This window comes from uncultured Rossellomorea sp. (genome assembly GCF_947488365.1).
In the GTDB taxonomy this organism is placed as follows: Bacteria; Bacillota; Bacilli; order Bacillales; family Bacillaceae_B; genus Rossellomorea.
Window position 1 is genome coordinate 535855 of the sequence record NZ_CANKZT010000002.1, and the last position, 23228, is coordinate 559082.

General features: G+C 41.3%; 21 protein-coding genes. 20 read left to right on the forward strand and 1 reads right to left on the reverse strand.

Translation table 11 applies throughout. From position 1 onward, the window contains the following. Positions 1 to 48 precede the first annotated feature (48 nt). Positions 49 to 1752, reverse strand: a complete 1704-nt coding sequence (locus tag Q1B03_RS09635) for an NFACT RNA binding domain-containing protein (protein ID WP_299740742.1) — start codon at positions 1750 to 1752, stop codon at positions 49 to 51. Between the two features lie 213 nt (positions 1753 to 1965). Here Q1B03_RS09635 and Q1B03_RS09640 point away from each other — a divergent pair, with 213 nt between their 5' ends. The 20 genes from Q1B03_RS09640 to sdaAB all read left to right on the forward strand — a co-directional run bounded on the left by Q1B03_RS09640 (position 1966) and on the right by sdaAB (position 23188). Next, a complete protein-coding gene (locus Q1B03_RS09640; RefSeq protein ID WP_299740744.1) occupies positions 1966 to 4644 on the forward strand; it encodes a cation-translocating P-type ATPase in 2679 nt (892 codons plus the stop codon). Positions 4645 to 4759: 115 nt separating this feature from the next. After that, on the forward strand, positions 4760 to 5635 hold the full coding sequence (locus tag Q1B03_RS09645) for a YicC/YloC family endoribonuclease (protein ID WP_299740746.1): 876 nt from the start codon (positions 4760 to 4762) through the stop codon (positions 5633 to 5635). Positions 5636 to 5691: 56 nt separating this feature from the next. Next, a complete protein-coding gene (remA, locus tag Q1B03_RS09650; RefSeq protein WP_044337446.1) occupies positions 5692 to 5964 on the forward strand; it encodes an extracellular matrix/biofilm regulator RemA in 273 nt (90 codons plus the stop codon). Then, positions 5965 to 6579 (forward strand): guanylate kinase, encoded by a 615-nt coding sequence (gmk, locus tag Q1B03_RS09655; protein ID WP_299740749.1) that lies wholly within the window; start codon positions 5965 to 5967, stop codon positions 6577 to 6579. Then, on the forward strand, positions 6580 to 6801 hold the full coding sequence (rpoZ, locus tag Q1B03_RS09660) for a DNA-directed RNA polymerase subunit omega (protein ID WP_299740751.1): 222 nt from the start codon (positions 6580 to 6582) through the stop codon (positions 6799 to 6801). Positions 6802 to 6938: 137 nt separating this feature from the next. Next, entirely contained in the window at positions 6939 to 8168 is a 1230-nt protein-coding gene (gene coaBC, locus Q1B03_RS09665) for a bifunctional phosphopantothenoylcysteine decarboxylase/phosphopantothenate--cysteine ligase CoaBC (protein WP_299740753.1), read from the forward strand. Then, positions 8155 to 10578 carry a primosomal protein N' gene (gene priA / locus Q1B03_RS09670; RefSeq protein ID WP_299740755.1) on the forward strand — a complete coding sequence of 808 codons (2424 nt, stop codon included), beginning with the start codon at positions 8155 to 8157 and terminating at the stop codon, positions 10576 to 10578. Before coaBC ends, priA begins: the two co-directional genes overlap by 14 nt. A gap of 31 nt (positions 10579 to 10609) precedes the next feature. Then, on the forward strand, positions 10610 to 11092 hold the full coding sequence (def, locus tag Q1B03_RS09675; protein ID WP_299740757.1) for a peptide deformylase: 483 nt from the start codon (positions 10610 to 10612) through the stop codon (positions 11090 to 11092). Beyond that, the gene (gene fmt, locus Q1B03_RS09680; protein ID WP_299740759.1) at positions 11092 to 12042 is read left to right on the forward strand and encodes a methionyl-tRNA formyltransferase; all 951 of its coding nucleotides are present in this window, start codon (positions 11092 to 11094) and stop codon (positions 12040 to 12042) included. Before def ends, fmt begins: the two co-directional genes overlap by 1 nt. Further along, complete coding sequence (rsmB, locus tag Q1B03_RS09685; RefSeq protein WP_299740761.1) at positions 12035 to 13369, forward strand: 16S rRNA (cytosine(967)-C(5))-methyltransferase RsmB; 1335 nt, start codon at positions 12035 to 12037, stop codon at positions 13367 to 13369. Before fmt ends, rsmB begins: the two co-directional genes overlap by 8 nt. Before the next feature lie 305 nt (positions 13370 to 13674). After that, complete coding sequence (locus tag Q1B03_RS09690) at positions 13675 to 14424, forward strand: Stp1/IreP family PP2C-type Ser/Thr phosphatase (RefSeq protein WP_299740763.1); 750 nt, start codon at positions 13675 to 13677, stop codon at positions 14422 to 14424. Positions 14425 to 14428: 4 nt separating this feature from the next. Further along, positions 14429 to 16447, forward strand: a complete 2019-nt coding sequence (gene pknB, locus Q1B03_RS09695; protein WP_299740765.1) for a Stk1 family PASTA domain-containing Ser/Thr kinase — start codon at positions 14429 to 14431, stop codon at positions 16445 to 16447. Positions 16448 to 16586: 139 nt separating this feature from the next. Further along, positions 16587 to 17468, forward strand: coding sequence for a ribosome small subunit-dependent GTPase A (gene rsgA, locus Q1B03_RS09700; protein WP_299740767.1), 882 nt, complete (start codon positions 16587 to 16589; stop codon positions 17466 to 17468). 2 nt (positions 17469 to 17470) lie between these two features. Further along, positions 17471 to 18121 carry a ribulose-phosphate 3-epimerase gene (gene rpe, locus Q1B03_RS09705; RefSeq protein ID WP_299740769.1) on the forward strand — a complete coding sequence of 217 codons (651 nt, stop codon included), beginning with the start codon at positions 17471 to 17473 and terminating at the stop codon, positions 18119 to 18121. Positions 18122 to 18180: 59 nt separating this feature from the next. Continuing rightward, on the forward strand, positions 18181 to 18828 hold the full coding sequence (locus Q1B03_RS09710; protein WP_299740771.1) for a thiamine diphosphokinase: 648 nt from the start codon (positions 18181 to 18183) through the stop codon (positions 18826 to 18828). Between the two features lie 112 nt (positions 18829 to 18940). After that, positions 18941 to 19021 (forward strand): stage V sporulation protein SpoVM, encoded by an 81-nt coding sequence (gene spoVM / locus Q1B03_RS09715; protein WP_032088878.1) that lies wholly within the window; start codon positions 18941 to 18943, stop codon positions 19019 to 19021. Positions 19022 to 19872: 851 nt separating this feature from the next. After that, on the forward strand, positions 19873 to 20061 hold the full coding sequence (rpmB, locus tag Q1B03_RS09720; RefSeq protein WP_034755741.1) for a 50S ribosomal protein L28: 189 nt from the start codon (positions 19873 to 19875) through the stop codon (positions 20059 to 20061). A 325-nt stretch (positions 20062 to 20386) separates the two neighbouring features. Continuing rightward, the gene (locus Q1B03_RS09725) at positions 20387 to 20749 is read left to right on the forward strand and encodes an Asp23/Gls24 family envelope stress response protein (protein WP_034755738.1); all 363 of its coding nucleotides are present in this window, start codon (positions 20387 to 20389) and stop codon (positions 20747 to 20749) included. Between the two features lie 15 nt (positions 20750 to 20764). Next, the gene (locus tag Q1B03_RS09730) at positions 20765 to 22429 is read left to right on the forward strand and encodes a DAK2 domain-containing protein (RefSeq protein ID WP_299740777.1); all 1665 of its coding nucleotides are present in this window, start codon (positions 20765 to 20767) and stop codon (positions 22427 to 22429) included. A 96-nt stretch (positions 22430 to 22525) separates the two neighbouring features. Continuing rightward, complete coding sequence (sdaAB, locus tag Q1B03_RS09735) at positions 22526 to 23188, forward strand: L-serine ammonia-lyase, iron-sulfur-dependent subunit beta (protein ID WP_044337431.1); 663 nt, start codon at positions 22526 to 22528, stop codon at positions 23186 to 23188. Positions 23189 to 23228 lie beyond the last annotated feature (40 nt).

Consider the following 23228-nt stretch of genomic DNA (forward strand, 5'->3'; position numbering starts at 1 on the left):
TTTCCCCAGGCCAATATCAGCCTGGGGGAAAGTACATTCTAACTAAAATTATTCTTTTAATGACCGGACCAAATCCAAATCAGGTGTCACATACACGGTTTGCTGTCCTTCATAGATGACAAACCCCGGCTTGGCTCCTTTTGGTTTCTTTACCTGTTTGACTTGAGTGAAATCAACAGGTACCGAGCTTGAATCACGTGCTTTACTAAAGTAGGCAGCAATGTTAGCCGCTTCCTTGATCGTCTCATCGGAAGGATTCTGACTCTTGATTACAACATGGGAGCCGGGAATATCCTTCGTGTGAAGCCAAATCTCTTCCCTTCCTGCGACTCTGTTTGTTAGATAGTCGTTTTGTTTATTGTTTTTCCCGACTAATATTTGTGTGCCATCACTCGATGTGTAGTTTTCCAGAACGGGCTTCACATTGGCCTTTTTCTTTTTCGTCTGCTTGCGAACCCTCAGGTAACCTTCTTCCTCAAGTTCTTCTCTGATCTCTTCTACATCTTTCGTAGAAGCCGATTCTAATTGCTGAAGTAATTGCTCTAGATACTTTATCTCATTGTCGGCTTTTTCAATTTGCTCATGTACGATTTTCACTGCATTTTTTGCTTTTTGATAGCGTGAGAAATAGTTTTGGGCATTATCCGAAGGAGACTTTTGTGGGTTGAGGGGGATCGTAATGCTTTCCCCGTTTTCATCATAGTAATTTACAACGCTAACCTCAGTCATTCCTCGTTCAACGGCATATAGATTCGACGTGAGGAGTTCACCCAGCAATTGATAGCGATCAGCCTGTCGGGCATCCTCCAACGTTTGCTTTAATTTTTCGATTTTGTTTACATTTTTATCCCTTTCGTTTCGAATGAATCGTTCCAAATCGTTTCCTTGTTGCTTGACCCGATCTCGTGCCGCCTTCTGATAGAAGAACCGGTCTAATAATGCACTTAACGAAGGAAAGGTTTGTTTCTCTCCTTGAAGATGGTCAAGATTCATCCAGTAAAACGTTTCTTTTTCTCCGCTAATGAGGGTTGGTGTTGAGTCATTCGATTTTGCATGTTGAATCAATTCTAAGAAGGATTCTGCAAAGGTCGACTGGCTTCCAATTCCTGCCCGGTGGACGACTTCCTTAGCGTAGAGAGGAGAAATTCCGGCGAAAGATTGAACGATCTGCTTATCGAGTTTGCCGGAATTAAAGTCCAGTGCTCTTAGGATATCATCACTTGTTGCTTCAAGAGGATTTCTCTTATCCTGCTGTGGGGGTAGAACATACGTATGTCCCGGTAAAACGGTACGATGGGTATTCATACTTGGTGAAATATGCTTGATACTATCCAGAATCATATTTCGTTCTTTATCAACTAAAATAATATTGCTGTGTCGGCCCATGATCTCAATAATTAATTGTTTGTATGAAATATCACCGATTTCATTTCTTCCTTTTACTTCAAATATAATCATCCGGTCCAACTCTACTTGTTTGATTCCTTCTACGATATACCCTTCTAGATGCTTACGTAAAAGCATACAAAACATAGGAGGAACAGAAGGGTTTTCGTAATTTTCGTTGGTTAATTGTACCCTGGAATAATTGGGGTGGGCGGATAATAAAACTTTGTGATTTTTTCCATTCGCCCGGATAATCATGATGATTTCATTTTTATAAGGTTGATGTATTTTATTAATGCGTCCGTGTAATAAGTTTTCATTCAATTCTTTCGTCATGCTTCTCGTAAATAATCCATCAAATGACATATAAAACATCCTCTACTTTAAACGGTTTCATTCGTTTTTAATTCTATCCGACTTTGTCAAGATCTCCGTGTTTCAAATGTAATCGATTTTACCCTTCTAAACGATAAAATGCAAAACATACATAAATCATATCATTTTTTAGGACGAGTCTGAATAAGAATGCTATGAGAAGGGACAACTTTTCGTACCGTAGGAGGAGAGTGAAATGGTTGCATGAAATTTCATGAGATGAGACAAGAGGATATAGAGCAGTCATTGAATACCAATTATCAAGAAGGTCTTTCAACAGAGGATGTAGCTAAAAGACGGAAACAATATGGGTACAATCAATTAGAAGAAGCTGAGAAGCAATCGGCTTTGTTATTATTTTTCAGTCAATTTAAGGACTTTATGGTTCTTGTGTTATTGGCAGCCACACTCATTTCAGGATTACTTGGGGAATACATCGATGCGATTGCAATCATTGCCATTGTATTAATCAACGGTTTTTTAGGTTTTTTTCAAGAGCGAAAAGCAGAAAGGTCCCTACAGGCTTTAAAGGAACTCTCAGCACCTCAGGTTTCGATATTAAGGGATGGGGAATGGGTGAAGATCGCTTCAAAAGAGGTTATTATTGGAGATATTATTCGCTTTGGAAGCGGCGATCGGATCGGGGCAGATGTACGCCTCATTGAAGCGAACAACCTGGAAATAGAGGAATCTGCCTTAACAGGGGAATCTGTACCTGTTACTAAATTAACGAACCCCGTTAATGGCGAAAATATGAGTCTCGGTGACTTAGAGAATATGGCCTTTATGGGGACGATGGTCACAAGGGGTAATGGAATTGGTGTGGTTACATCAATCGGAATGAAAACAGCGATGGGACAAATTGCTGATATGATTCAAAAAGCAGAAACGATGATAACTCCACTTCAAAGAAAGCTTGAAGAATTAGGGAAAATACTGATCACGGTTGCCCTCGTATTGACGGCATTAGTCGTAGGAATCGGTGTGATCCAAGGCCATGATATGTACACCATGTTCTTAGCGGGAGTTTCATTGGCTGTAGCCGCTATTCCTGAAGGCTTACCAGCCATTGTCACCGTTGCCCTTTCCCTCGGCGTCCAGCGGATGATCAAGAAGAAAGCGATCGTTCGAAAGCTGCCGGCTGTTGAAACATTAGGTTGTGCATCGGTAATATGCTCAGATAAAACAGGGACTCTGACCCAAAATAAGATGACGGTCACACATCTATGGAGTGGAGGGAGAACGTGGACGGTAACGGGGACCGGATATGAGCCGAACGGCCAATTCTACAACGGGGAACAAAGGGTTACACCTCACAATGAGAACGCCCTGCAACAATTATTAACTTTTGGAATGCTTTGCAATCATGCAGAACTGGTGACACGTGAAGAAAGCTTTGCAGTTGATGGAGATCCTACAGAAGGGGCTCTTCTTGTTGCAGGGTTGAAAGCTGGATTAAGCCGGGAGTCTTTGCAGAAAAAATTTAAGGTTGTAAAAGAATTCCCCTTTGATTCTACCAGAAAGATGATGAGTATTATCGTAGTCGATCAAAATGGGAAACAATTCTCTGTAACGAAAGGTGCTCCCGACGTATTGGTCGGTAAAAGCGAATCCATCTTGTGGGAAGGAAGACTTCAACATAAAACAACTGAAATGTCTCAAAAAGTAGAAGATGCAATCAGCGAGATGTCTTCCAATGCCCTACGGAACATTGCGATCGCGTATAAACCCCTCAATGAAAGTTCCATGGAAGGAATTACCGAAGAAAAAATTGAAGAAGGAGTCACCTTCATTGGCTTACAAGGTATGATTGATCCTCCCAGACCTGAAGTGAAGCAGGCGGTAAAAGAGTGCCGTGCAGCCGGTATCAAGACGGTCATGATTACTGGGGATCATATTTTAACGGCTAAAGCGATTGCTAAACAACTCGGGATCTTAAAAAACAAGGATCGCGTTCTGGATGGAAAAGCGTTAAATCAAATGGAAGTACATGAACTAGAAGAAATGGTAGAAGATGTATCCGTATTTGCACGAGTTTCTCCTGAGCATAAATTGAAAATCGTCAAAGCCCTGCAAAACAGGGGACATGTGGTGGCGATGACCGGGGATGGAGTAAATGACGCTCCTGCTATAAAATCCTCCGATATTGGAGTAGCGATGGGAATAACCGGAACGGATGTAGCCAAGGAATCTTCCTCACTGGTCCTGTTGGATGATAACTTTGCGACGATTAAATCGGCGATTCAGGAAGGCAGGAACATCTATGAAAATATCAGAAAGTTTATCCGGTACCTGCTGGCTTCGAACGTCGGGGAAATCCTCGTCATGCTCTTTGCTATGATTCTTGCACTCCCACTTCCATTGGTGCCGATTCAGATTCTATGGGTGAACCTTGTGACAGATGGGCTTCCTGCCATGGCACTGGGTCTTGATAAGCCTGAAGATGATGTCATGAAGAGAAAGCCAAGACATCCGAAAGAAGGGGTGTTTGCAAGGGGATTAGGTTGGAAAGTGGTGTCAAGGGGATTCTTAATCGGAGGAGTCACTTTACTTGCATTTATGTTGTCATATAAGACTCATCCTGATCACTTGGCTTATGCCCAAACGGTTGCCTTTGCTACATTGGTTATGGCACAGCTGATACATGTGTTCGACTGTCGAAGTGAAGTATCAGTGTTTTCAAGAAATCCGTTTGGAAATATGTATCTGGTGTGGGCCGTGTTATCTTCACTCGTATTAATGCTTCTTGTGATCTACATCCCATCATTGCAGCCGATCTTCCATACAGTACCGATCGCGCTAAAAGACTGGTTCTTAATCATCGGATTAAGCTCCGTTCCAACGTTTTTGCTGGCAGGGTCATTTTTTGCAAGAAAAAAATAGTGAAATGTGGTATAATCCTAAAGGTAATAGAGAAAAGCCTCTATTACCTTTTTTTATAGTGTGAATGCACGCATGAAATCAGTTGATCTACGTCAAAAGATTGGATGTGATCGTAATGGTTGTCAGTATGACAGGCTTTGGTAGAAGCAAAGTAGACTCTGAACAACATACTGTAACGGTAGAAATGAAATCCGTTAATCACAGATTCAGTGAATGTTACATAAGAATGCCCCGCCAATTAATGAAACTTGAGGATAAAATTAAAAAACAACTATCCCAGTCCGTTAAGAGAGGGAAAGTGGATATTTTCATCACCATTACCGGTGATGGCTTAGTACATAAAAATCTACATATTGACTGGAAGCTCATTCAAGATTATTATCAGTTAGTAAATAAAGTGAAAGAAACCTTCTCCCTAAAAGATGAAGTGCAATTAGCCCACCTCTTAAACAGGGAAGAATTTGTGTTGATTGAAGAAATGGAAGAAGAAAATGAAGAACTTGAGCATTTGGTGTTAAAAGCTGTAGAAAAAGCGGCAACTGACCTTAGGTTAATGCGGGAAAAAGAAGGACAGCTTCTCAAGAAGGATTTTCTCACCCATCTCAATCATTTTGAGAACAAAATTGTTGAACTTACCAATCATGCTCCTGAACTGGTCGATCAATATAGAGAGCGGTTAAGAAAAAGGATTCTCGAATACAATGAAACTTCCTTCGATGAAAGTCGTTTACTTATGGAAGTTGCCATTTTTGCTGATAAATCGGATATTACCGAGGAACTGACGAGATTAGAAAGTCATATCCAGTATTTTCATTCCACATTGGCTGGTGAAGGGCCTGTAGGCAGGAAGTTGGATTTCATGATCCAGGAAATGAACCGGGAAGTGAACACGATTGGTTCGAAAGCAAATGATTCCTTTATCGCCACGATTGTTGTGGAACTGAAATCAACACTCGAGAAGCTAAGAGAACAAGTGCAAAATGTAGAATAAGAAGTTTAGTTTCCCATCATTCCGGCGAAACTAAACTATTGATTAGGAGGAGCGTTATGTCGATTAAGCTCATCAATATAGGATTTGGAAATATCGTTTCAGCTAACCGGATCATCTCGATTGTTAGTCCCGAATCAGCACCGATCAAACGCTTGATTCAGGATGCAAGAGACCGGGGAACACTTGTTGATGCTACATACGGAAGAAGAACAAGAGCGGTTATTATTACGGATAGCGATCACGTTATTCTTTCAGCTGTTCAACCCGAAACCGTTGCTCATCGTTTAACGGATAAAGAGGATATAGTAGAAGAAGGGCAGGGTAAATAAATGAAAGAAAAAGGATTGCTGATCGTTCTATCCGGACCTTCAGGTGTAGGAAAAGGAACCGTTCGTAAAGCGATTTTTTCCCAAGAAGATACAAAATTTGAATATTCCATCTCCATGACCACTCGTAAACCCCGAGAAGGAGAAGTGGATGGTGTAGATTATTTCTTTAAATCAAGAGAAGAGTTTGAAGTGCTTATAAAGCAAGGAAAGCTCTTGGAGTATGCAGAGTTCGTTGGAAACTATTATGGCACTCCGGTTGATTACGTTCGAGAGACACTTGATGCAGGAAGAGATGTTTTTCTTGAAATTGAAGTGCAAGGTGCACAGCAGGTTAGAGATAAATTCCCTGAAGGTTTATTTATCTTCCTGGCACCCCCTAGTCTTTCTGAACTTCAGAATCGTCTCGTAACAAGAGGAACTGAAACGGATGATTTGATTCAGGGCAGAATGAATACTGCTAGAAAAGAAATCGAAATGATGAATTTATATGATTACATTGTTGAAAATGATCAAATTGAAAATGCAGTAAACAAGATTAAATCCATTGTTCAAGCAGAACACTGTAAACGGGAACGAGTGCAACAACGATACTTAAATATGCTGGAGGTTGAATAAATGTTAAACCCATCCATTGATTCATTAATGAAGAAGATTGATTCTAAATATTCGTTAGTCAGTATTGCGGCTAAGCGAGCGAGAAACCTGCAAGACACAGGGGATTACCGTTTGAACCGCTATGAGTCTCAAAAATTTGTAGGAAAAGCCCTTGAAGAAATTCAGGCCGGTCAATTATCTATGAAAGAAAGAGATGCCAAAGCTGTTTATTCTGATGAATAAGCATCATCATGCTTAATGAAAAACTCTAGGGGGTTGACTCGAAAGATTTCATGATCTTTTCGGGACAACCCTATTTTCTTTTTCTATCAATATCCTTCATAATAAAGGAAGTATAAAGAGTAATGGGGGAAAGCAGAATGATCAAGGGGAAAAAAATACTGCTATGTGTATCTGGTGGAATTGCTGTATACAAAGCGGCTGCTTTAACAAGCAAGCTGGTCCAAAGCGGTGCCGAAGTGAAAGTCATCATGACTGAATCAGCTCAAAAATTTGTGGCTCCACTTACCTTCCAAGCATTATCCCGTCAAGATGTATATTGGGATACCTTTGATGAAAAGGATTCGTCAAAGATTGCTCATATCGACTTAGCTGACTGGGCGGACCTTGTACTCGTAGCTCCAGCAACGGCCAACATCATCGGGAAGCTCGCGAATGGAATTGCAGATGACATGATATCTACAACTATACTGGCAACTACAACGAAAGTCTGGATTGCCCCAGCCATGAATGTACATATGTATGATCATCCAGCGGTGAAACGAAATATTAATACCCTTTTTGAGTTTGGCTACGAATTTGTCGAACCAAGTGAAGGGTATTTGGCTTGTGGATACGTTGGAAAAGGAAGATTAGAAGAACCTGAAAGAGTAGTGGAGTTGGTTGATCGCTATTTTTCAGATCTTGATAGTGAAGGAATGCTATTACAAGGGAAAAAAGTAGTGATAACAGCTGGCCCTACCAGGGAAATGGTGGATCCTGTACGCTTCTTTTCCAATCGTTCAACGGGGAAAATGGGCTATGCCCTTGCAGAAGCAGCTGTGTCTTTAGGAGCCCGGGTCGTGTTGATTTCAGGACCATCTCATTTACCGATTCCACGTGGTGTTGAATTGGTTTCCGTCATGAGTGCCGAAGACATGTACAATGCGGTTCACGCAGCTTTTCCAACGGCGGATATCGTGGTGAAGAGCGCTGCGGTGGCTGATTATCGTCCGAAAGAAATATTCGGGGATAAGTTAAAGAAAAAAGATGGAAATCTCGTGATTGAATTCGAAAGGACGAAGGATATCTTAAAAAGTCTTGGAGAGAGAAAGAATCATCAATTTCTTATCGGATTTGCTGCGGAAACAACAAATGTTGAGGAGTATGCCAAGGCTAAGCTTGAAAAAAAACAGGCAGATATGATCGTAGCAAATAATGTGAAAGAAGCGGGGTCAGGCTTTGGTACCGACACAAACCGGGTTTCAATCGTGACAAAAGGTGGGGACGTTCGGGATCTGCCGTTATTATCAAAAGTGGATGTAGCGAAAGAAATCTATAAAGAAGCAGTCCGGCAATTAAAGAAGGGTACGCCATATGAACGTAGCTAGTGTAATCGTCGACGTCCCTGCCATGCAAACGGATCGCACCTACGACTATAGTATCCCGGATGAATGGAGAGGCAGCATCCTTCCCGGCATGAGGGTGGTTGTTCCGTTTGGACCAAGGAAAATTCAAGGTTTTGTGATTGAATTAAAGGAAAAAGGCGAAGTGTCGAAACTCAAACCGGTCATTGAGCCAATGGATCTTGTACCAGTTCTCAACAACGAATTGCTTAAACTGGGGAACTGGCTGACAGAGAAAACACTTTGTTTTAAAATCTCTGCTTTTCAATCCATGCTGCCTGCAGCAATGAAAGCCAAATACGAAAAGTTCTTTCAGCTAGAAGAAAACAAGGGACCTGACGAGCTTCATCACTCTTTACAGCGCTTCTTTCAGCAGGGGAAAGAGGTTTCCTGGAAAGCGATTGAAGACAGCGGACTTCTACCTCTCATTCATAAAGAGGTTAAAAATGGTTCGGTGGAAGTGATTTACAGGGTGAAAGCGAAAGGAAATAAGAAAACGGTTCGAAAACTTTATCTTAATGTTCCAGACGATGATTTAGAAGAGGTAAAGAACAGCCTGCCCCTTCAAGCAAATAAGCAGAAACAAATCCTAGAGTACATGAGTGATTCTGCTCCGGGTGGTGACGGGATACTAGCGTCAACCCTCCTTGAAGAGATGGCAACCACTTCATCTACCGTTAAATCGTTGGTCAATAAAGGGCTTCTGATTGAAAAAAACGTTGAAATGTATCGTGACCCCTTTGAAAACAAAACATTTGAGAAAACCTCACCCCTAACGTTGACGTCCCAGCAAGACCAAGCGATTCGTCCTATACTAAACACCATCGATCAAGACAAACATCATACATTCCTTCTTTACGGAGTAACAGGGAGTGGTAAAACAGAAATTTACCTGCAGTCCATTCAACGGGTCTTACAAGAAGGGAAGGAAGCGATTGTATTAGTTCCTGAAATATCCCTTACCCCCCAAATGGTTCACCGTTTTAAGGGCCGTTTCGGAAATGATGTAGCTGTACTGCACAGCGGTTTGTCAGTTGGTGAAAAATATGATGAGTGGAGGAAAATTCAGCGTAAGGAAGTAAAAGTAGTGGTCGGTGCCCGCTCAGCCGTTTTTGCCCCTTTTGAAAATATCGGGATCATCATTATCGATGAAGAGCATGAGACAAGTTACAAGCAAGAGGAAAATCCCCGTTATCATGCTAAAGACATCGCCATTTATCGAGGGGAATATCATAAGTGCCCTGTAATTTTAGGAAGTGCTACACCTTCTTTGGAATCCTTTGCACGGGCATCGAAAGGTGTATATGAGCTTCTCACTTTGGATAAACGCATGAATGACGGTCCATTACCATCCGTTGACATTGTGGATATGAGAGAGGAACTGAGGAAGGGAAACCGTTCCATGTTTTCAACAAAACTATTCGAAAAGCTTCAGGACCGGATGGCAAAGGGAGAGCAAACCGTTCTATTCCTGAATAGAAGAGGGCATTCCTCCTTCATCATGTGCAGAGATTGCGGCTTTGTCCTTCAGTGTCCAAACTGCGACATATCTTTGACCTATCATCGTTTTTCAAATGGCATGAAGTGTCATTATTGCGGTTACGAGGAGGGAGTTCCAAGTACTTGCCCTGAATGTACGAGTGAGCATATTCGTTATTTTGGGACCGGAACTCAAAAGGTTGAAGAGGAATTGACGAAACTCATTCCAGATGCTCGAATCATTCGTATGGATGTAGATACAACTTCACGAAAAGGCTCCCATGAAAAACTGTTAACAGCCTTTGGAGAAGGGAAAGCGGATATCCTTCTTGGTACTCAAATGATTGCTAAGGGTCTCGATTTTCCGAATATCACACTTGTTGGGGTCCTCAGTGCAGATACGATGCTCCATCTTCCGGATTTCAGAGCAGCAGAAAAGACGTTTCAATTACTGACACAAGTAAGTGGGCGGGCCGGCAGACACAAGCTGCCCGGAGAAGTCGTGATTCAAACGTATACACCTGAGCATTATTCAATCGAGTTAGCGTCAAATCATGATTACAACCGTTTTTATCAGCAGGAAATGATGATGAGGAAAATGGGTTCCTATCCTCCTTTTTACTACATCACTCTGATCACATTGAGTCATGAAGATTTAATGAAAGTGGTGGATATTGCAGAGAAGATGACGAACTATATTCGTTCAAAGCTATCCGACACAACGATTATTCTTGGGCCCGTTGCATCACCAATCCCCAGGATAAAGAATAGATATCGCTATCAATGTTTGATAAAATACAAGCTGGAACCAAATCTTGGAACTACATTAAAGACAGTATTAGACCAGTACCAGCAACAATATGCATCCCAAGGGTTAACAATCTCCATAGATGTGAACCCTTATATGATGATGTAACACTATTTATACGGAAAAATGGAGGAGACTTATGGCAATACTTCCAATTGTAATGCACCCTGATCCGATCTTAGAAAAAGAATGTGAGAAGGTAACGGCATTTGATAAGAAATTAAAAAAATTACTTGCAAATATGTATGATACTATGCTTGAAGCGGACGGTGTCGGCCTTGCAGCGCCCCAAGTAGGAATCGACCTTCAGATAGCAGTGGTCGATGTCGGGGATGACACTGGAACAATCGAGCTTATCAATCCGGAAATCGTCGAGGCGGAGGGATCTCAAACCGACCTCGAAGGATGCTTAAGTTTCCCGGGCTTATATGGCGAAGTGACCCGTCCTTATTCCATCAAGGTCAAAACGCATGACCGAAAAGGAAGAATGATTGAATTTCATGCGGAGGATTTTTTAGCGAGAGCGATTCAACATGAAATCGATCATCTTCACGGTATCCTATTTACCTCAAAGGTAGAAAAATATGTTACAGAAGAAGAATTAGAAAGGTATGAAGCTTAATGACGAAAGTGATTTTTATGGGAACACCTGATTTTTCAGTTCCTGTTCTTCAATCTCTATTAGATGAAAAGTATGATGTTATTGCGGTTGTGACACAGCCTGACCGCCCGGTGGGAAGAAAAAGGATCCTCACGCCTCCTCCTGTAAAAGTAGCAGCTGAAAAACACGGGATCCCAGTCTACCAACCAGAGAAAATAAAGAATGAAGATGAGTTAAACAAAGTGCTTGCATTGAAGCCTGATCTTATAGTTACAGCGGCCTTTGGGCAAATTCTTCCTAACGAATTACTGGAAGCTCCACAATATGGATGTATCAATGTTCACGCCTCTTTACTTCCTGAACTTAGAGGGGGGGCACCCATTCATTATTCCATTCTCCAAGGAAAAGAGAAAACGGGCATTACCATTATGTATATGGTCGAAAAGCTTGATGCAGGAGACATTATAAGTCAAGTGGAAGTGGATATTGAAGAGCGGGATCATGTCGGGACGCTTCATGACAAACTAAGTGTTGCAGGTGCAGCGTTACTGATTGAAACGATGCCCAAATTATTAGCGGGGGACATTTCCCCGGTCAAGCAAGATGATTCAAAAGCGACGTTTGCACGAAACATCAAGCGGGAACAAGAAAAAATTGACTGGAAGAAAACTGGAGAAGAAATCTACAACCATATTAGAGGACTTCACCCTTGGCCGGTTGCTTACACTACATTAGAAAATTCTGTGATCAAAGTTTGGTGGGGAGAAAAAGTCGGAGGTACTTCTGCTGCACCTGGTGAAATCGTGAAGATTGAAGAGGATGGATTCGTCGTTTCTACAGGCAATTCTGTGGGAATTAAAATAACCGATTTACAGCCTTCCGGTAAAAAGAGAATGAGTGCAAAGGATTACCTGCGTGGGGCTGGCTCTCACCTAAAAGCAGGAATGATGTTAGGAGAAAATAATGAGTAAAAGAAATAAAACCGTTCGTGAAGCAGCGCTTGATGTCATTGAAGCAGTAGAGAAAAATCAATCGTATAGTAATTTATTATTGAATTCTGTGATTGAAAAAAATCAACTGCCAAGTAAAGACATTGGATTATTAACGGAGCTGACGTATGGAACCATTCAACGGAAAATGACGTTGGATTTCTATTTAGCTCCATTTATTAAAGGGAAGCTGGATGAGTGGGTTCGTCAACTTTTGCGCTTATCCCTTTATCAGCTTGTGTACTTAGATCGAATTCCTGACCGTGCTGTTTTCTTTGAAGCTGTAGAAATCGCCAAGAAGAGAGGACACAAAGGCATTTCAGGATTAGTAAACGGGGTCTTGCGTTCTGTTCAGAGGAAAGGGCTTCCTTCCCTTGACAGTATTAAAGATCCGATCGAGCGGGTGGCCATCGAAACGAGTCATCCTTATTGGTTAGTGAAGAGATGGGAAGAACAATTTGGTCTGGAGAAGACGAAAGAAATGTGTGAAACCAATTTAATCGCACCTAAACAAACGGCACGTGTCAACATGACCAAAATCAGTCGGGAAGAACTGGTTAAACGTTTAACGGATAGTGGAAATGAAGTGAAAGTAAGCGCAATTGTCCCGGAGGCTATTCAGTCACTTCGAGGTAACCTGGCAAAATCAGAAGCTTATCGTAACGGACAGTGTACCATCCAGGATGAAAGTTCCATGCTTGTCTCCTATGCTTTAAAGCTTGAACAGGGGATGAAAGTGTTAGATGCGTGTGCAGCACCTGGGGGCAAAACGACCCACATAGCCGAAAAACTCTCAGGTACCGGTGAAGTCCATGCATTGGACTTACACAAGCATAAGGTGAAATTAATTGACGAAAATGCGACTCGACTTGGATTAAATAATGTAAAGTCGGCAACCCTTGATAGTCGAAAAGCAGGAGAGAAGTTTGAAAAAGAAAGTTTCGATCGTATTTTAGTCGATGCTCCGTGCTCTGGCTTAGGTGTATTAAGAAGAAAACCGGATATTAAATATGCTAAAAAAGAGTCCGATCTTCTATCACTACAAAAGATTCAGCTGGACATCTTATCAGCGGTTGCACCACTGTTAAAAAAAGATGGACTTTTAGTTTATAGCACATGTACTGTAGACCAAAATGAGAATGAAGGTACTGTGGCGGCTTTCTTAAGTGATCATAGTGAATTTAAGCCTGATCCTCTAGATGGACTTCCGGATTCCATTACTCCTTTTATTAAAGAAAATCAATTACAAGTATTTCCACAAGATTTTGGTGGAGATGGGTTTTTCATTTCGTGTTTTAGAAAAAAATGAGTCGAAATAAATCAAATGTCGAAAGAAAAGCAGGAAAACTCACTAGAAAAGTCGTAAAAGTACAACAGCCCTTAATGAATCTTTGATTATCTAATACTTTGTAATCATATGTTTATTTCCTCAAAAGTGATAAGCCCGAAAATATTCGCTCTTTTCATTATCAACTCCATTCAGAATGAATGTGAAGCTGATCGTATATAACGAAGATAATCAAAGTGAATTCATTTTTTGAACTGAAATGCATCCAACTATGAGTATAAGGAGCTACTTGAATCAGGTGCAGAAGAAGAGACGAGGTGACCTAAGTGAAAACTGTTTATTTTACGGACAAAGGGAAAGTGCGTCAACTAAATGAAGATAGTGCCGGGGTATTTGTGAATCATCACGGCGATCATTTAGCTGTTGTAGCAGATGGAATGGGGGGCCACCGAGCAGGAGATGTTGCTAGTGGGCTCACCATTTCGATCTTAAAGGACTTATGGGAGAAAACCGAAAAATTTCACACCGCTGATGAAGCCGAAAATTGGTTAAAAACAACTATTAACGAAGTAAACAAAGAAGTATATACTTATTCTCAATCCAATTCGGAGTGCGAGGGAATGGGAACGACTCTTGTCGGAGCCATTTGCACCTCATTATTTGCAACCATTGTTAATATTGGTGACAGCAGAGGATATATTCTGAACGAAAATGGTTTTCATCAGCTAACAGAAGACCATACACTTGTGAATGAATTAGTTAGAAGCGGTGAAATTTCGAAAGAGGATGCAGAGCATCATCCAAGAAAAAATGTAATACTTAGAGCGATAGGTACGGAAGCTTCAATTACGATGGATATTAAAACGATAATGTTTGAAGAAGAAGACGTTATTTTATTGTGTTCAGACGGTCTTTCTAATAAAGTCTCCCAAAAAGAAATGAAAGAGATATTGGTTCATGACAACTCCCTAGAAAATAAAGGAGAGTCGCTTGTTCATTTAGCCAATGAATATGGCGGTGAGGATAATATTACCGTAGTAATTGTTGAGTTTGCCGCTGAAACGGAAAGCGGGTGATAACATGATGGAAGGAAAGCGCATCAGTGGGCGTTACAGAATCATTAAACTAATCGGCGGCGGAGGGATGGCCAACGTTTATTTAGCTCATGATGTGATTTTGGATCGTGAAGTGGCTATTAAAATGCTCAGAATCGATTTTGCCAATGAAGAGGAATTCATTAAACGATTCCAACGAGAAGCCCAATCTGCTACTAGCTTGACACATCCGAACATTGTGAGTATATACGATGTAGGAGAAGAAGACGATCTATACTATATTGTCATGGAATATGTTCATGGCATGACCTTAAAGCAATACATACAGCAGCATTCACCTGTTCATGTAGACAAAGCGATCGATATTATGAAGCAGTTAACCTTAGCGATGTCTCATGCTCATCAGAATCATATCGTTCACCGTGATATTAAGCCTCACAATATCCTGCTTGATGAAGATGGAAATGTGAAGATCACGGATTTCGGGATCGCGATGGCTCTTAGTGCCACTTCGATCACCCAGACCAATTCAGTCCTGGGATCGGTCCATTACCTCTCCCCTGAACAGGCGAGGGGCGGCATGGCCACAAAGAAATCAGATATCTACTCACTTGGAATCGTCATGTTTGAATTGTTAACGGGCAGACTCCCATTCTCTGGGGAATCAGCGGTTTCGATTGCTTTAAAACACTTGCAATCTGAAACTCCTTCTCTACGAAGATGGAATCCGGATATTCCACAGAGTGTTGAGAATATCGTATTAAAGGCAACGGCTAAAGACCCATTCAGACGGTATGAAAGCCTCGAGGATATGGACGAGGCATTGAGCTCAGCCTTGGACCCGGACCGGATGAATGAACCGAAATTCGCCGTTCCCCTTGATGACGAGGCAACAAAGGCCATTCCGGTCATCACCGATCAAAAGGCTTATTCGAATCTAGACGATACGATTGTTCACCATCATTCGGATACAGACAAATTACAAACGAAGCCAACTCCTCCCGTTCAAGAGGGGAAGAAGAACGGAAAGAAGAAAAATAAGAAGGGAACACCTAAGAAAAAGAGTAAAAAGAAGTGGCCGATTCTTATTATTAGTTTATTCTTTTTGCTTATTCTTTTAGGAGTTGCTGCTGTTACTTTCGTTCCTGAGCTGCTGGGGCCAAAGGAAATTCAGGTGCCCGATGTGGTCGAAAAAGATCAGACTGAAGCCATTTCCACCATCGTTTCAGAGGGGTTTGTCGTCGGAGAAACAAAAAAACAATCCCATGAAACGATTCCTGAAGGTTTTGTAATCAAGACCAACCCAAAGGCAGGACGGATGGCGAATGAAGGATCGGCTATAGATATCTATGTTAGTACAGGTAAAGAAAAAGTTCGAGTAGAGGACTATGTAGGAAAGAATTTTGAAGAGGTGTCCTCTGAACTTGAAGAAAAAGGATTCACGGTAGAGAAAGAAGAAGAGTTCAATGAATCCGAACCTGCTGGAACAATCACCGACCAGGATCCATCTCCTGGAGTAGAAGTCGTGGCAGATGAAACGACGATAACCTTTACCGTGAGTAAGGGAACTGAAAAGTTTGATTTAGAAAGCTTGGTAGGTTTCGATCAAACTGCACTTGATAAATATGAAGCTTCAAAGGAAATAAATATCATTGTACAGAGTGAAGTGTTTTCAGATGAGGTTGAAGAAGGTAGGGTGATTTCTCATAAGCCTGTGGCAGATACTCCTATTAGTAAGGGTGAGGATGTTTACGTTATCATGTCTAAGGGTCCTGAGCCACCGAAGGAAGTACCGACCAAGGAGTTTACAGAGGAAATGACCATTCCTTATACCAAGGACAATGGAGATCCTCAAGTAGTGGATATTTTTATTGAGGACAAGAATAAAAAGATTGAAGATAGTGACGAACTCATCAGCATTTATGAGGATACGACCATTACAATGAAGTTCACATTGGAAGAAGGAACTGTTGGGAAATATCGCATTCTCGTTGATGAAAAAGAGTATAAAACAGGTACTGTCGAGTATCCTAAAGAAGAATAAATGACAATTGCCAAAGGGCTGTACCGAGGTTTTTTATGAACCTGACGGGACAGTCCTCTTGTTTTCATTTATAATGATAATGATACATAACCCAGATGACTAAATTATTTAATGAATGTTTTTGAATAGGAGGTTTCGAATGCCTGAAGGAAAAATCGTTAAAGCATTAAGTGGATTTTACTATGTACTTTCAGAAGGAAGCGTTACGCAATGCCGGGGTAGAGGAAATTTCCGTAAGAATAAAATAACCCCCCTGGTGGGTGATTATGTTGAATTTCAAGCAGAGAACAAAACGGATGGATACATCCTGAAAGTCTTTCCACGTAAGAATGAGTTAGTACGTCCGCCGATTGCGAATGTCGATCAAGCGATATTGGTCTTCTCTGCAAGCGAACCAGATTTTAGCCCGGCATTACTTGACCGCTTTCTTGTGTTAGTGGAGAGTAAAGAAATAGAACCGCTTATTTGTGTTACCAAGATGGACTTGCTAACGCCTGATCAAACAAACAAGATCGAACGATATGTGAAAGATTACCGCTCATTTGGTTATGAAGTCCTGATGACGTCTTCTAAAACAGAGCATGGAGTAGAGGAATTAACACCTTATTTAAGTGATAAAATTTCTGTCTTTGCAGGCCAGTCCGGAGTTGGGAAATCATCCTTGCTTAATGCCTTGAAACCTGAACTTGAATTAAAGACGGCTATGATCTCCTCCCATTTGGGCCGGGGAAAACATACCACTCGTCACGTGGAGCTGATTGATATTGAGGATGGTTTAGTAGCGGATACCCCAGGTTTTAGTTCATTGGAGTTTTCAGAGCTTGAAATAGAAGAGCTGCCACAATGCTTCCCCGAAATGGTTGAAGTATCAGACGATTGTAAATTTAGGGGCTGTCTTCATATCAATGAACCCAAATGTGCCGTTAAAGCTGCCGTGGATGAAGGAGAAATCCCTACTTACCGCTACGATCACTACTTAACATTCCATAAAGAAATAAAAGAAAGAAAGCCGAGGTACTAAACATGAAAATCGCACCTTCCATTCTGTCTGCAAATTTTGCAGAGTTAGGGAACGAAATTAAAGATGTGGAAAAAGGGGGAGCCGACTATATCCATGTGGATGTGATGGATGGTCACTTCGTCCCGAATATCACGCTGGGGCCAATGATCGTGAAAGCGATACGTCCATTAACGACGTTACCACTGGACGTACATCTTATGATTGAAAATCCAAGTCAATATATCGAAGCTTTTGCTGATGCTGGAGCTGACTATATTACCGTCCATGTAGAAGCTGATCCCCATTTGCATAGAACGATTCAGATGATCAAAAGCAAAGGTGTAAAAGCGGGAGTCGTCCTAAATCCTGCAACACCGGCAGAAATGATCAAGCCAATTTTGCAAGATGTCGATATGGTCCTGCTTATGACAGTGAACCCTGGATTTGGTGGGCAATCATTCATCCCATCGGTCGTACCAAAAATCAAACAGATTCGTGAATGGGCACATGAAATCAATCCTACACTTGAAATCGAGGTGGACGGTGGCATTAACCCTGAAACAGCAGCTATTTGTGCTGAAGCAGGAGCAGATGTGTTTGTTGCAGGTTCTGCCATCTACAACCGCAGCGACCGAGGGGCAGCAATCGAAGAATTAAAGAAATCTCTCACATAAGAGATGACAGGCTGATCCTTTAGGGTCAGTCTATTTTTATAAAAAAGGGAGTGAAGAATATGGAAATCAATATCGTTGCCGGCGGACCAGAAAGATACATCCCTGAATTGAACGCATATTCGGATGGTGAGGCAAACTGGATTGGTGTGGACCGTGGGGTATACACGTTACTTGAACAAAATATTGAACCGAATGTCGCTTTTGGAGATTTTGATTCAGTGAACGAGAAAGAGTGGGAGCTGATCCAAGAAAAAGTTAAGGAAGTCAATCGTTTTAAGCCTGAAAAGGACGAGACGGATCTGGAGCTTGCGCTGAACTGGGCGATTGATCAGAATCCTGACAAAATCAACATTTTTGGTGCGACCGGTGGACGGCTTGATCATTTCATGGGCAACCTGCAATTATTAATGACTCCGAGACTATTAAATACGGATATTGAAGTGGAAATCATAGATGTGCAAAATCGTTTATACATAGCCAAACCTGGAGAGCATTCCGTTGAAAAAAGCCCGGAATTACAGTATATTTCCTTCGTTCCGGTAACCGAAAGTGTCGAAGGGATCACCCTCACCGGCTTTAAATATCCATTAGAAAATCGGAATATTTCCAGAGGATCCACACTATGTATTAGTAATGAACTTATACAATCATCTGGTACTTTTTCCTTTTCAAATGGCATATTAATGGTGATAAGAAGCAGTGATTAAAGCTTCTTAAACCAGGTAGAAAAGAAGACGTACTTAACTGACACTGCTTGAATAGACTGAACTGTTGTCAAGCGAAACATTACGTTCTTTAGATTGTGGGGAGGGACTAAAAATGCGCTTTTATACAATTAAATTACCAAAATTCTTGGGTGGACTTGTGAGGGCGATGTTAGGAACGTTTAAAAAAGAATAAATAGTTTGTTGGAGATGGCTTTAGTGCCATCTTCTTTTTTGTTTATGGAAGAAGTGAGGTGGTTTTTAGAAAAATGAGAGCGTAATTGTTATTTAAGGACAGGGAAATGTTGATGAGAGCTTTCAATAGTGTGCTGGAAGAGTATTTTTGGCTGTGTAGAGTCCTCCATTGGGGTAAACTTGTGCCACTTTCAAGCAAACTTGTGCCACTTGTTGGGTTTGTTGCGCCACTTTCACACAAACTTGTGCCACTTTTGGAGTTTGTTGCGCCAAATTGTGAACAGTCGTGTTCCTGCCCCAGGCCGAGCCCTTTCCGCTTTTCTGCGATGTCCAGCTCCAGGGGCTTGAGGCTCGAGGTCATAAGTCAAACTAACCAAAAAGGCAAAAAGCGCCTTTCCGGTTAGTTCGCCTTATGCTTGTCGCCTCAGGCCGAGCCCCTTCCGCTTTTCTGCGATGTCCAGCTCCAGGGGCTTGAGGCTCGAGGTCATAAGTCAAACTAACCAAAAAGGCAAAAAGCGCCTTTCCGGTTAGTTCGCCTTATGCTTGTCGCCTCAGGCCGAGCCCCTTCCGCTTTTCTATATGTCCAGCTCCGGCGGCTAGTCCCTCGAGGTCACAACTGAAAAATCCCATAAGGCAAAAAGCGCCTTTTGGGATTTCCCAGTTGTGCTTGTCAGGCCTACTCAAGCCGCCTCCGCTTTTCTGCCTGTAAAGTATTTTTTCTTGAAAGGTTTTAATTGTAGTATTGCATTCTAGAAAGTTGTGTGATAAATTATTAAAGTATCTTTATGATAATAAGCGAAATGTGGAACTGAAATTAACTTCAGCTTCTTGTTAGTGAGGAGGGAATATATTATGGCAAAACAATGCGTAGTAACAGGCCGTAAAGCTAGCTCAGGTAACGCTCGCTCTCACGCAATGAATGCGAACAAGCGTACTTGGGGTGCAAACCTGCAAAAAGTTCGAATTCTTGTAGACGGAAAGCCTAAGAAAGTATGGGTTTCTGCAAGAGCGTTGAAATCTGGTAAAGTTGAACGCGTATAATACTTAAAATGAGAAGACGTCTAGTTGCTAGGCGTCTTTTTTCTACCTTCTGATGGAAGAAGGGCCAGTTAATCTGTTGGAACCATAGAAAAACAGGCAGTAATTTTGATTACGTATTTGGAAAATAACAGATCATTACTTAAAAACACGATATATGATATGTCATATCCACCTGAAGAATAATTGATTAATCTTTGCATATTAAGGAAAAAATAGATGGCATAACCAACATATCACGTAGAGATAATAGTTTAGCTTTCAAAAACACCATACTTATAGTAAAATGTTTTTAGCCAAGCATGTAATTAAAGGGGGAAAACATTCCATGTCCATCGAATTAAAAACGCAGTACGGACAAATTGATATTACGAATGATGTCATTGCAATGATTGCTGGAGGTGCAGCGGTGGATTGCTACGGAATTGTTGGAATGGCTTCAAAGAACCAAATTAAAGACGGTTTCACAGATATCTTACGTAAAGAAAATTTCACTCGCGGAGTGATCGTTCGTCAAGATGAAGAGGAAGTACATATTGATATGTATATTATTGTGAGTTATGGTACAAAAATTTCTGAGATTGCTCATAACGTACAATCCAAGGTTAAATATACTCTTGATAAGACCGTCGGCTTGGCGGTAGATTCAGTAAATATTTTTGTGCAGGGGGTTCGTGTCACGAACCCGTAGTGAGGAGGAAGATTCGTGTCGATTACATCTTTGGAAGGAAAACGTTTTGCTGAAATGGTGATACAAGGTGCCACCCAATTATCTGCGAATGCGCAGTTAGTTGACGCATTAAACGTTTTTCCTGTTCCTGATGGTGATACTGGAACAAATATGAATTTATCCATGACTTCTGGTGCGAAAGAAGTCCAAAAACATATTCAAGGTCATATTGGAAATGTGGCTGCTGCTCTTTCTAAAGGGTTATTGATGGGAGCAAGAGGTAACTCAGGTGTTATCTTATCCCAATTGTTCAGAGGCTTTGGTAAAGCAATTGAAGGGAAAGAATCCTTATCGAGTGTGGAATTTGCCAATGCACTTCAAACAGGTGTGGAAACGGCTTATAAAGCGGTCATGAAACCTGTTGAAGGAACGATTTTAACGGTTGCCAAAGATGCTGCCAGAAAAGGTGTTTCTGCAGCTGAAACAGAAAGTGATTTCGTAAAGGTTATGCAGGCAATCGTCGATGAGGCACAGGCTTCATTAAATCGTACACCTGATTTACTTCCTGTTCTAAAGGAAGTAGGAGTAGTCGATAGTGGTGGTCAAGGACTATTATTCGTATATGAAGGCTTTTTAGCCGAGCTAAAGGGTGAAAAGGTTTCAAATCAAGCTTCGTTACCTTCCATGAATGATCTTGTAAGTGCTGAGCATCACAAAACAGCTCAGGATTTCATGAGTACAGAAGATATTGAGTTTGGTTATTGTACTGAATTCATGGTCAGATTTGAACAAGACAAACAATCCTTTGTGGAAGAAAACTTCCGTCAGGATTTAAGTGAATTCGGTGATTCACTGCTTGTCATTAGTGACGATGAATTAGCTAAAGTACATATCCATTCTGAACAACCTGGGGATGTATTGACGTATGGTCATAAATACGGAAGTCTCATTAATATCAAGATTGAAAACATGAGACAGCAGCACAGCAGCATTGTTGGTGAAACAAAGCCTGTGAACGCTAAAGTTCCTGCTGCAGCAAAAGAAGTTGACTTTGCCATTGTGACTGTAGCGATGGGAGAAGGGATCGCCGAGCTGTTCAAGAGCATCGGGGCTACCTCTGTGATAGAAGGTGGTCAAACGATGAATCCAAGTACGGAGGATATCGTGAAGGCTGTTGAAGAAGTGAATGCGAAGAAAGTCATTATCATGCCTAATAATAAAAATATTATTATGGCAGCTGATCAGGCGGCTGAAGTTCTGGAAATGGAAGTAGCTGTTGTCCCAACGAAGACAGTACCTCAAGGAATGGCCGCGTTACTTGCTTTTAATCCTTCAGCTTCTGTTGAAGATAACAAGCAGTTAATGACTGAAGCTTCTAAGCAGGTCAAAACCGGTCAAATCACGTTTGCTGTCAGAGATACGAATATTGATGGTGTTGCGATTGCAAAAGATGATTTTATGGGAATCGCAGAAGGAAAGATAGTCATTTCTGATCATGACCGTCAAAAGACAGCGCAAAGCTTATTAGAGAAAATGCTGGATGAAGACTCTGAAATCTTAACCATTCTTTATGGTGAGGATGTAACAGAAGAGGACGTGGATTCATTAAAAGAGTATGTAGAAGAGCATTATGAAGATGTAGAAGTGGAAGTTCATAATGGTAAACAACCACTTTACTCCTATATATTCTCAGTTGAATAAGGAATAAAGGAAGGGGACAGCTCTATATGGAGTTTGTCCCCTTCCATTATGTTAGAATGGTAGTATAGACCGGATGTTAAGTTAGGGGGAAAAGTCATGAAATACAAAAGTGTATTTGATATTATTGGTCCCGTTATGATTGGTCCATCAAGTTCTCATACTGCTGGTGCAGCGAGAATAGGAAGAGTAGCGAGAAACCTGTTTCGTCGGGAACCGAAATGGGCGACGATATCGTTTTACGGATCTTTTGCAAAAACATACAAGGGTCATGGAACAGATGTAGCCATTGTAGGTGGAATCCTTGATTATGATACATATGATGAACGAATTATCGAATCAATCAATGTAGCCAAACAAAAAGGAATAAAGATCAAGTTCCAAGAGGAGGACGCCATTACGGATCATCCGAATACTGCCCGTATCAGGATGGGAGATGAGCAGGGTGAAATCGAATTAGTGGGTATCTCCATTGGGGGCGGGAAAGTTGAAATAATAGAACTTAATGGTTTTGAGCTCAAGCTTTCAGGTCACCATCCTGCCATATTGGTTGTTCATGATGATCGATTTGGAGCCATTGCATCTGTATCCAATGTCATTGCCAAACATCAATTGAATATAGGACATATGGATGTTTCACGCAAAGAGAAAGGTCAAATGGCATTGATGACCATTGAAGTAGATCAGCCGATTGATGAGGCTGTCATCAATGAATTAACGTCTCTGCCCAATATTACTCAGGTTACCCGAATTTCCGATTAATCAATTAATATAATGATAGCGTTTACATTCAGGCGAGGAG

What these genes read in the sequence shown, in the direction of transcription:
- spoVM (WP_032088878.1), top strand. Translation starts at nt 18,941, where the DNA reads ATGCGCTTTTATACAATTAAATTACCAAAATTCTTGGGTGGACTTGTG.
- Q1B03_RS09645 (WP_299740746.1), top strand. Translation starts at nt 4,760, where the DNA reads ATGGTTGTCAGTATGACAGGCTTTGGTAGAAGCAAAGTAGACTCTGAA.
- rpmB (WP_034755741.1), top strand. Translation starts at nt 19,873, where the DNA reads ATGGCAAAACAATGCGTAGTAACAGGCCGTAAAGCTAGCTCAGGTAAC.
- rpe (WP_299740769.1), top strand. Translation starts at nt 17,471, where the DNA reads ATGAAAATCGCACCTTCCATTCTGTCTGCAAATTTTGCAGAGTTAGGG.
- sdaAB (WP_044337431.1), top strand. Translation starts at nt 22,526, where the DNA reads ATGAAATACAAAAGTGTATTTGATATTATTGGTCCCGTTATGATTGGT.
- rsgA (WP_299740767.1), top strand. Translation starts at nt 16,587, where the DNA reads ATGCCTGAAGGAAAAATCGTTAAAGCATTAAGTGGATTTTACTATGTA.
- Q1B03_RS09635 (WP_299740742.1), bottom strand. Translation starts at nt 1,752, where the DNA reads ATGTCATTTGATGGATTATTTACGAGAAGCATGACGAAAGAATTGAAT.
- Q1B03_RS09725 (WP_034755738.1), top strand. Translation starts at nt 20,387, where the DNA reads ATGTCCATCGAATTAAAAACGCAGTACGGACAAATTGATATTACGAAT.
- def (WP_299740757.1), top strand. Translation starts at nt 10,610, where the DNA reads ATGGCAATACTTCCAATTGTAATGCACCCTGATCCGATCTTAGAAAAA.
- Q1B03_RS09640 (WP_299740744.1), top strand. Translation starts at nt 1,966, where the DNA reads ATGAAATTTCATGAGATGAGACAAGAGGATATAGAGCAGTCATTGAAT.
- remA (WP_044337446.1), top strand. Translation starts at nt 5,692, where the DNA reads ATGTCGATTAAGCTCATCAATATAGGATTTGGAAATATCGTTTCAGCT.
- coaBC (WP_299740753.1), top strand. Translation starts at nt 6,939, where the DNA reads ATGATCAAGGGGAAAAAAATACTGCTATGTGTATCTGGTGGAATTGCT.
- rsmB (WP_299740761.1), top strand. Translation starts at nt 12,035, where the DNA reads ATGAGTAAAAGAAATAAAACCGTTCGTGAAGCAGCGCTTGATGTCATT.
- fmt (WP_299740759.1), top strand. Translation starts at nt 11,092, where the DNA reads ATGACGAAAGTGATTTTTATGGGAACACCTGATTTTTCAGTTCCTGTT.
- pknB (WP_299740765.1), top strand. Translation starts at nt 14,429, where the DNA reads ATGATGGAAGGAAAGCGCATCAGTGGGCGTTACAGAATCATTAAACTA.
- priA (WP_299740755.1), top strand. Translation starts at nt 8,155, where the DNA reads ATGAACGTAGCTAGTGTAATCGTCGACGTCCCTGCCATGCAAACGGAT.
- gmk (WP_299740749.1), top strand. Translation starts at nt 5,965, where the DNA reads ATGAAAGAAAAAGGATTGCTGATCGTTCTATCCGGACCTTCAGGTGTA.
- rpoZ (WP_299740751.1), top strand. Translation starts at nt 6,580, where the DNA reads ATGTTAAACCCATCCATTGATTCATTAATGAAGAAGATTGATTCTAAA.
- Q1B03_RS09710 (WP_299740771.1), top strand. Translation starts at nt 18,181, where the DNA reads ATGGAAATCAATATCGTTGCCGGCGGACCAGAAAGATACATCCCTGAA.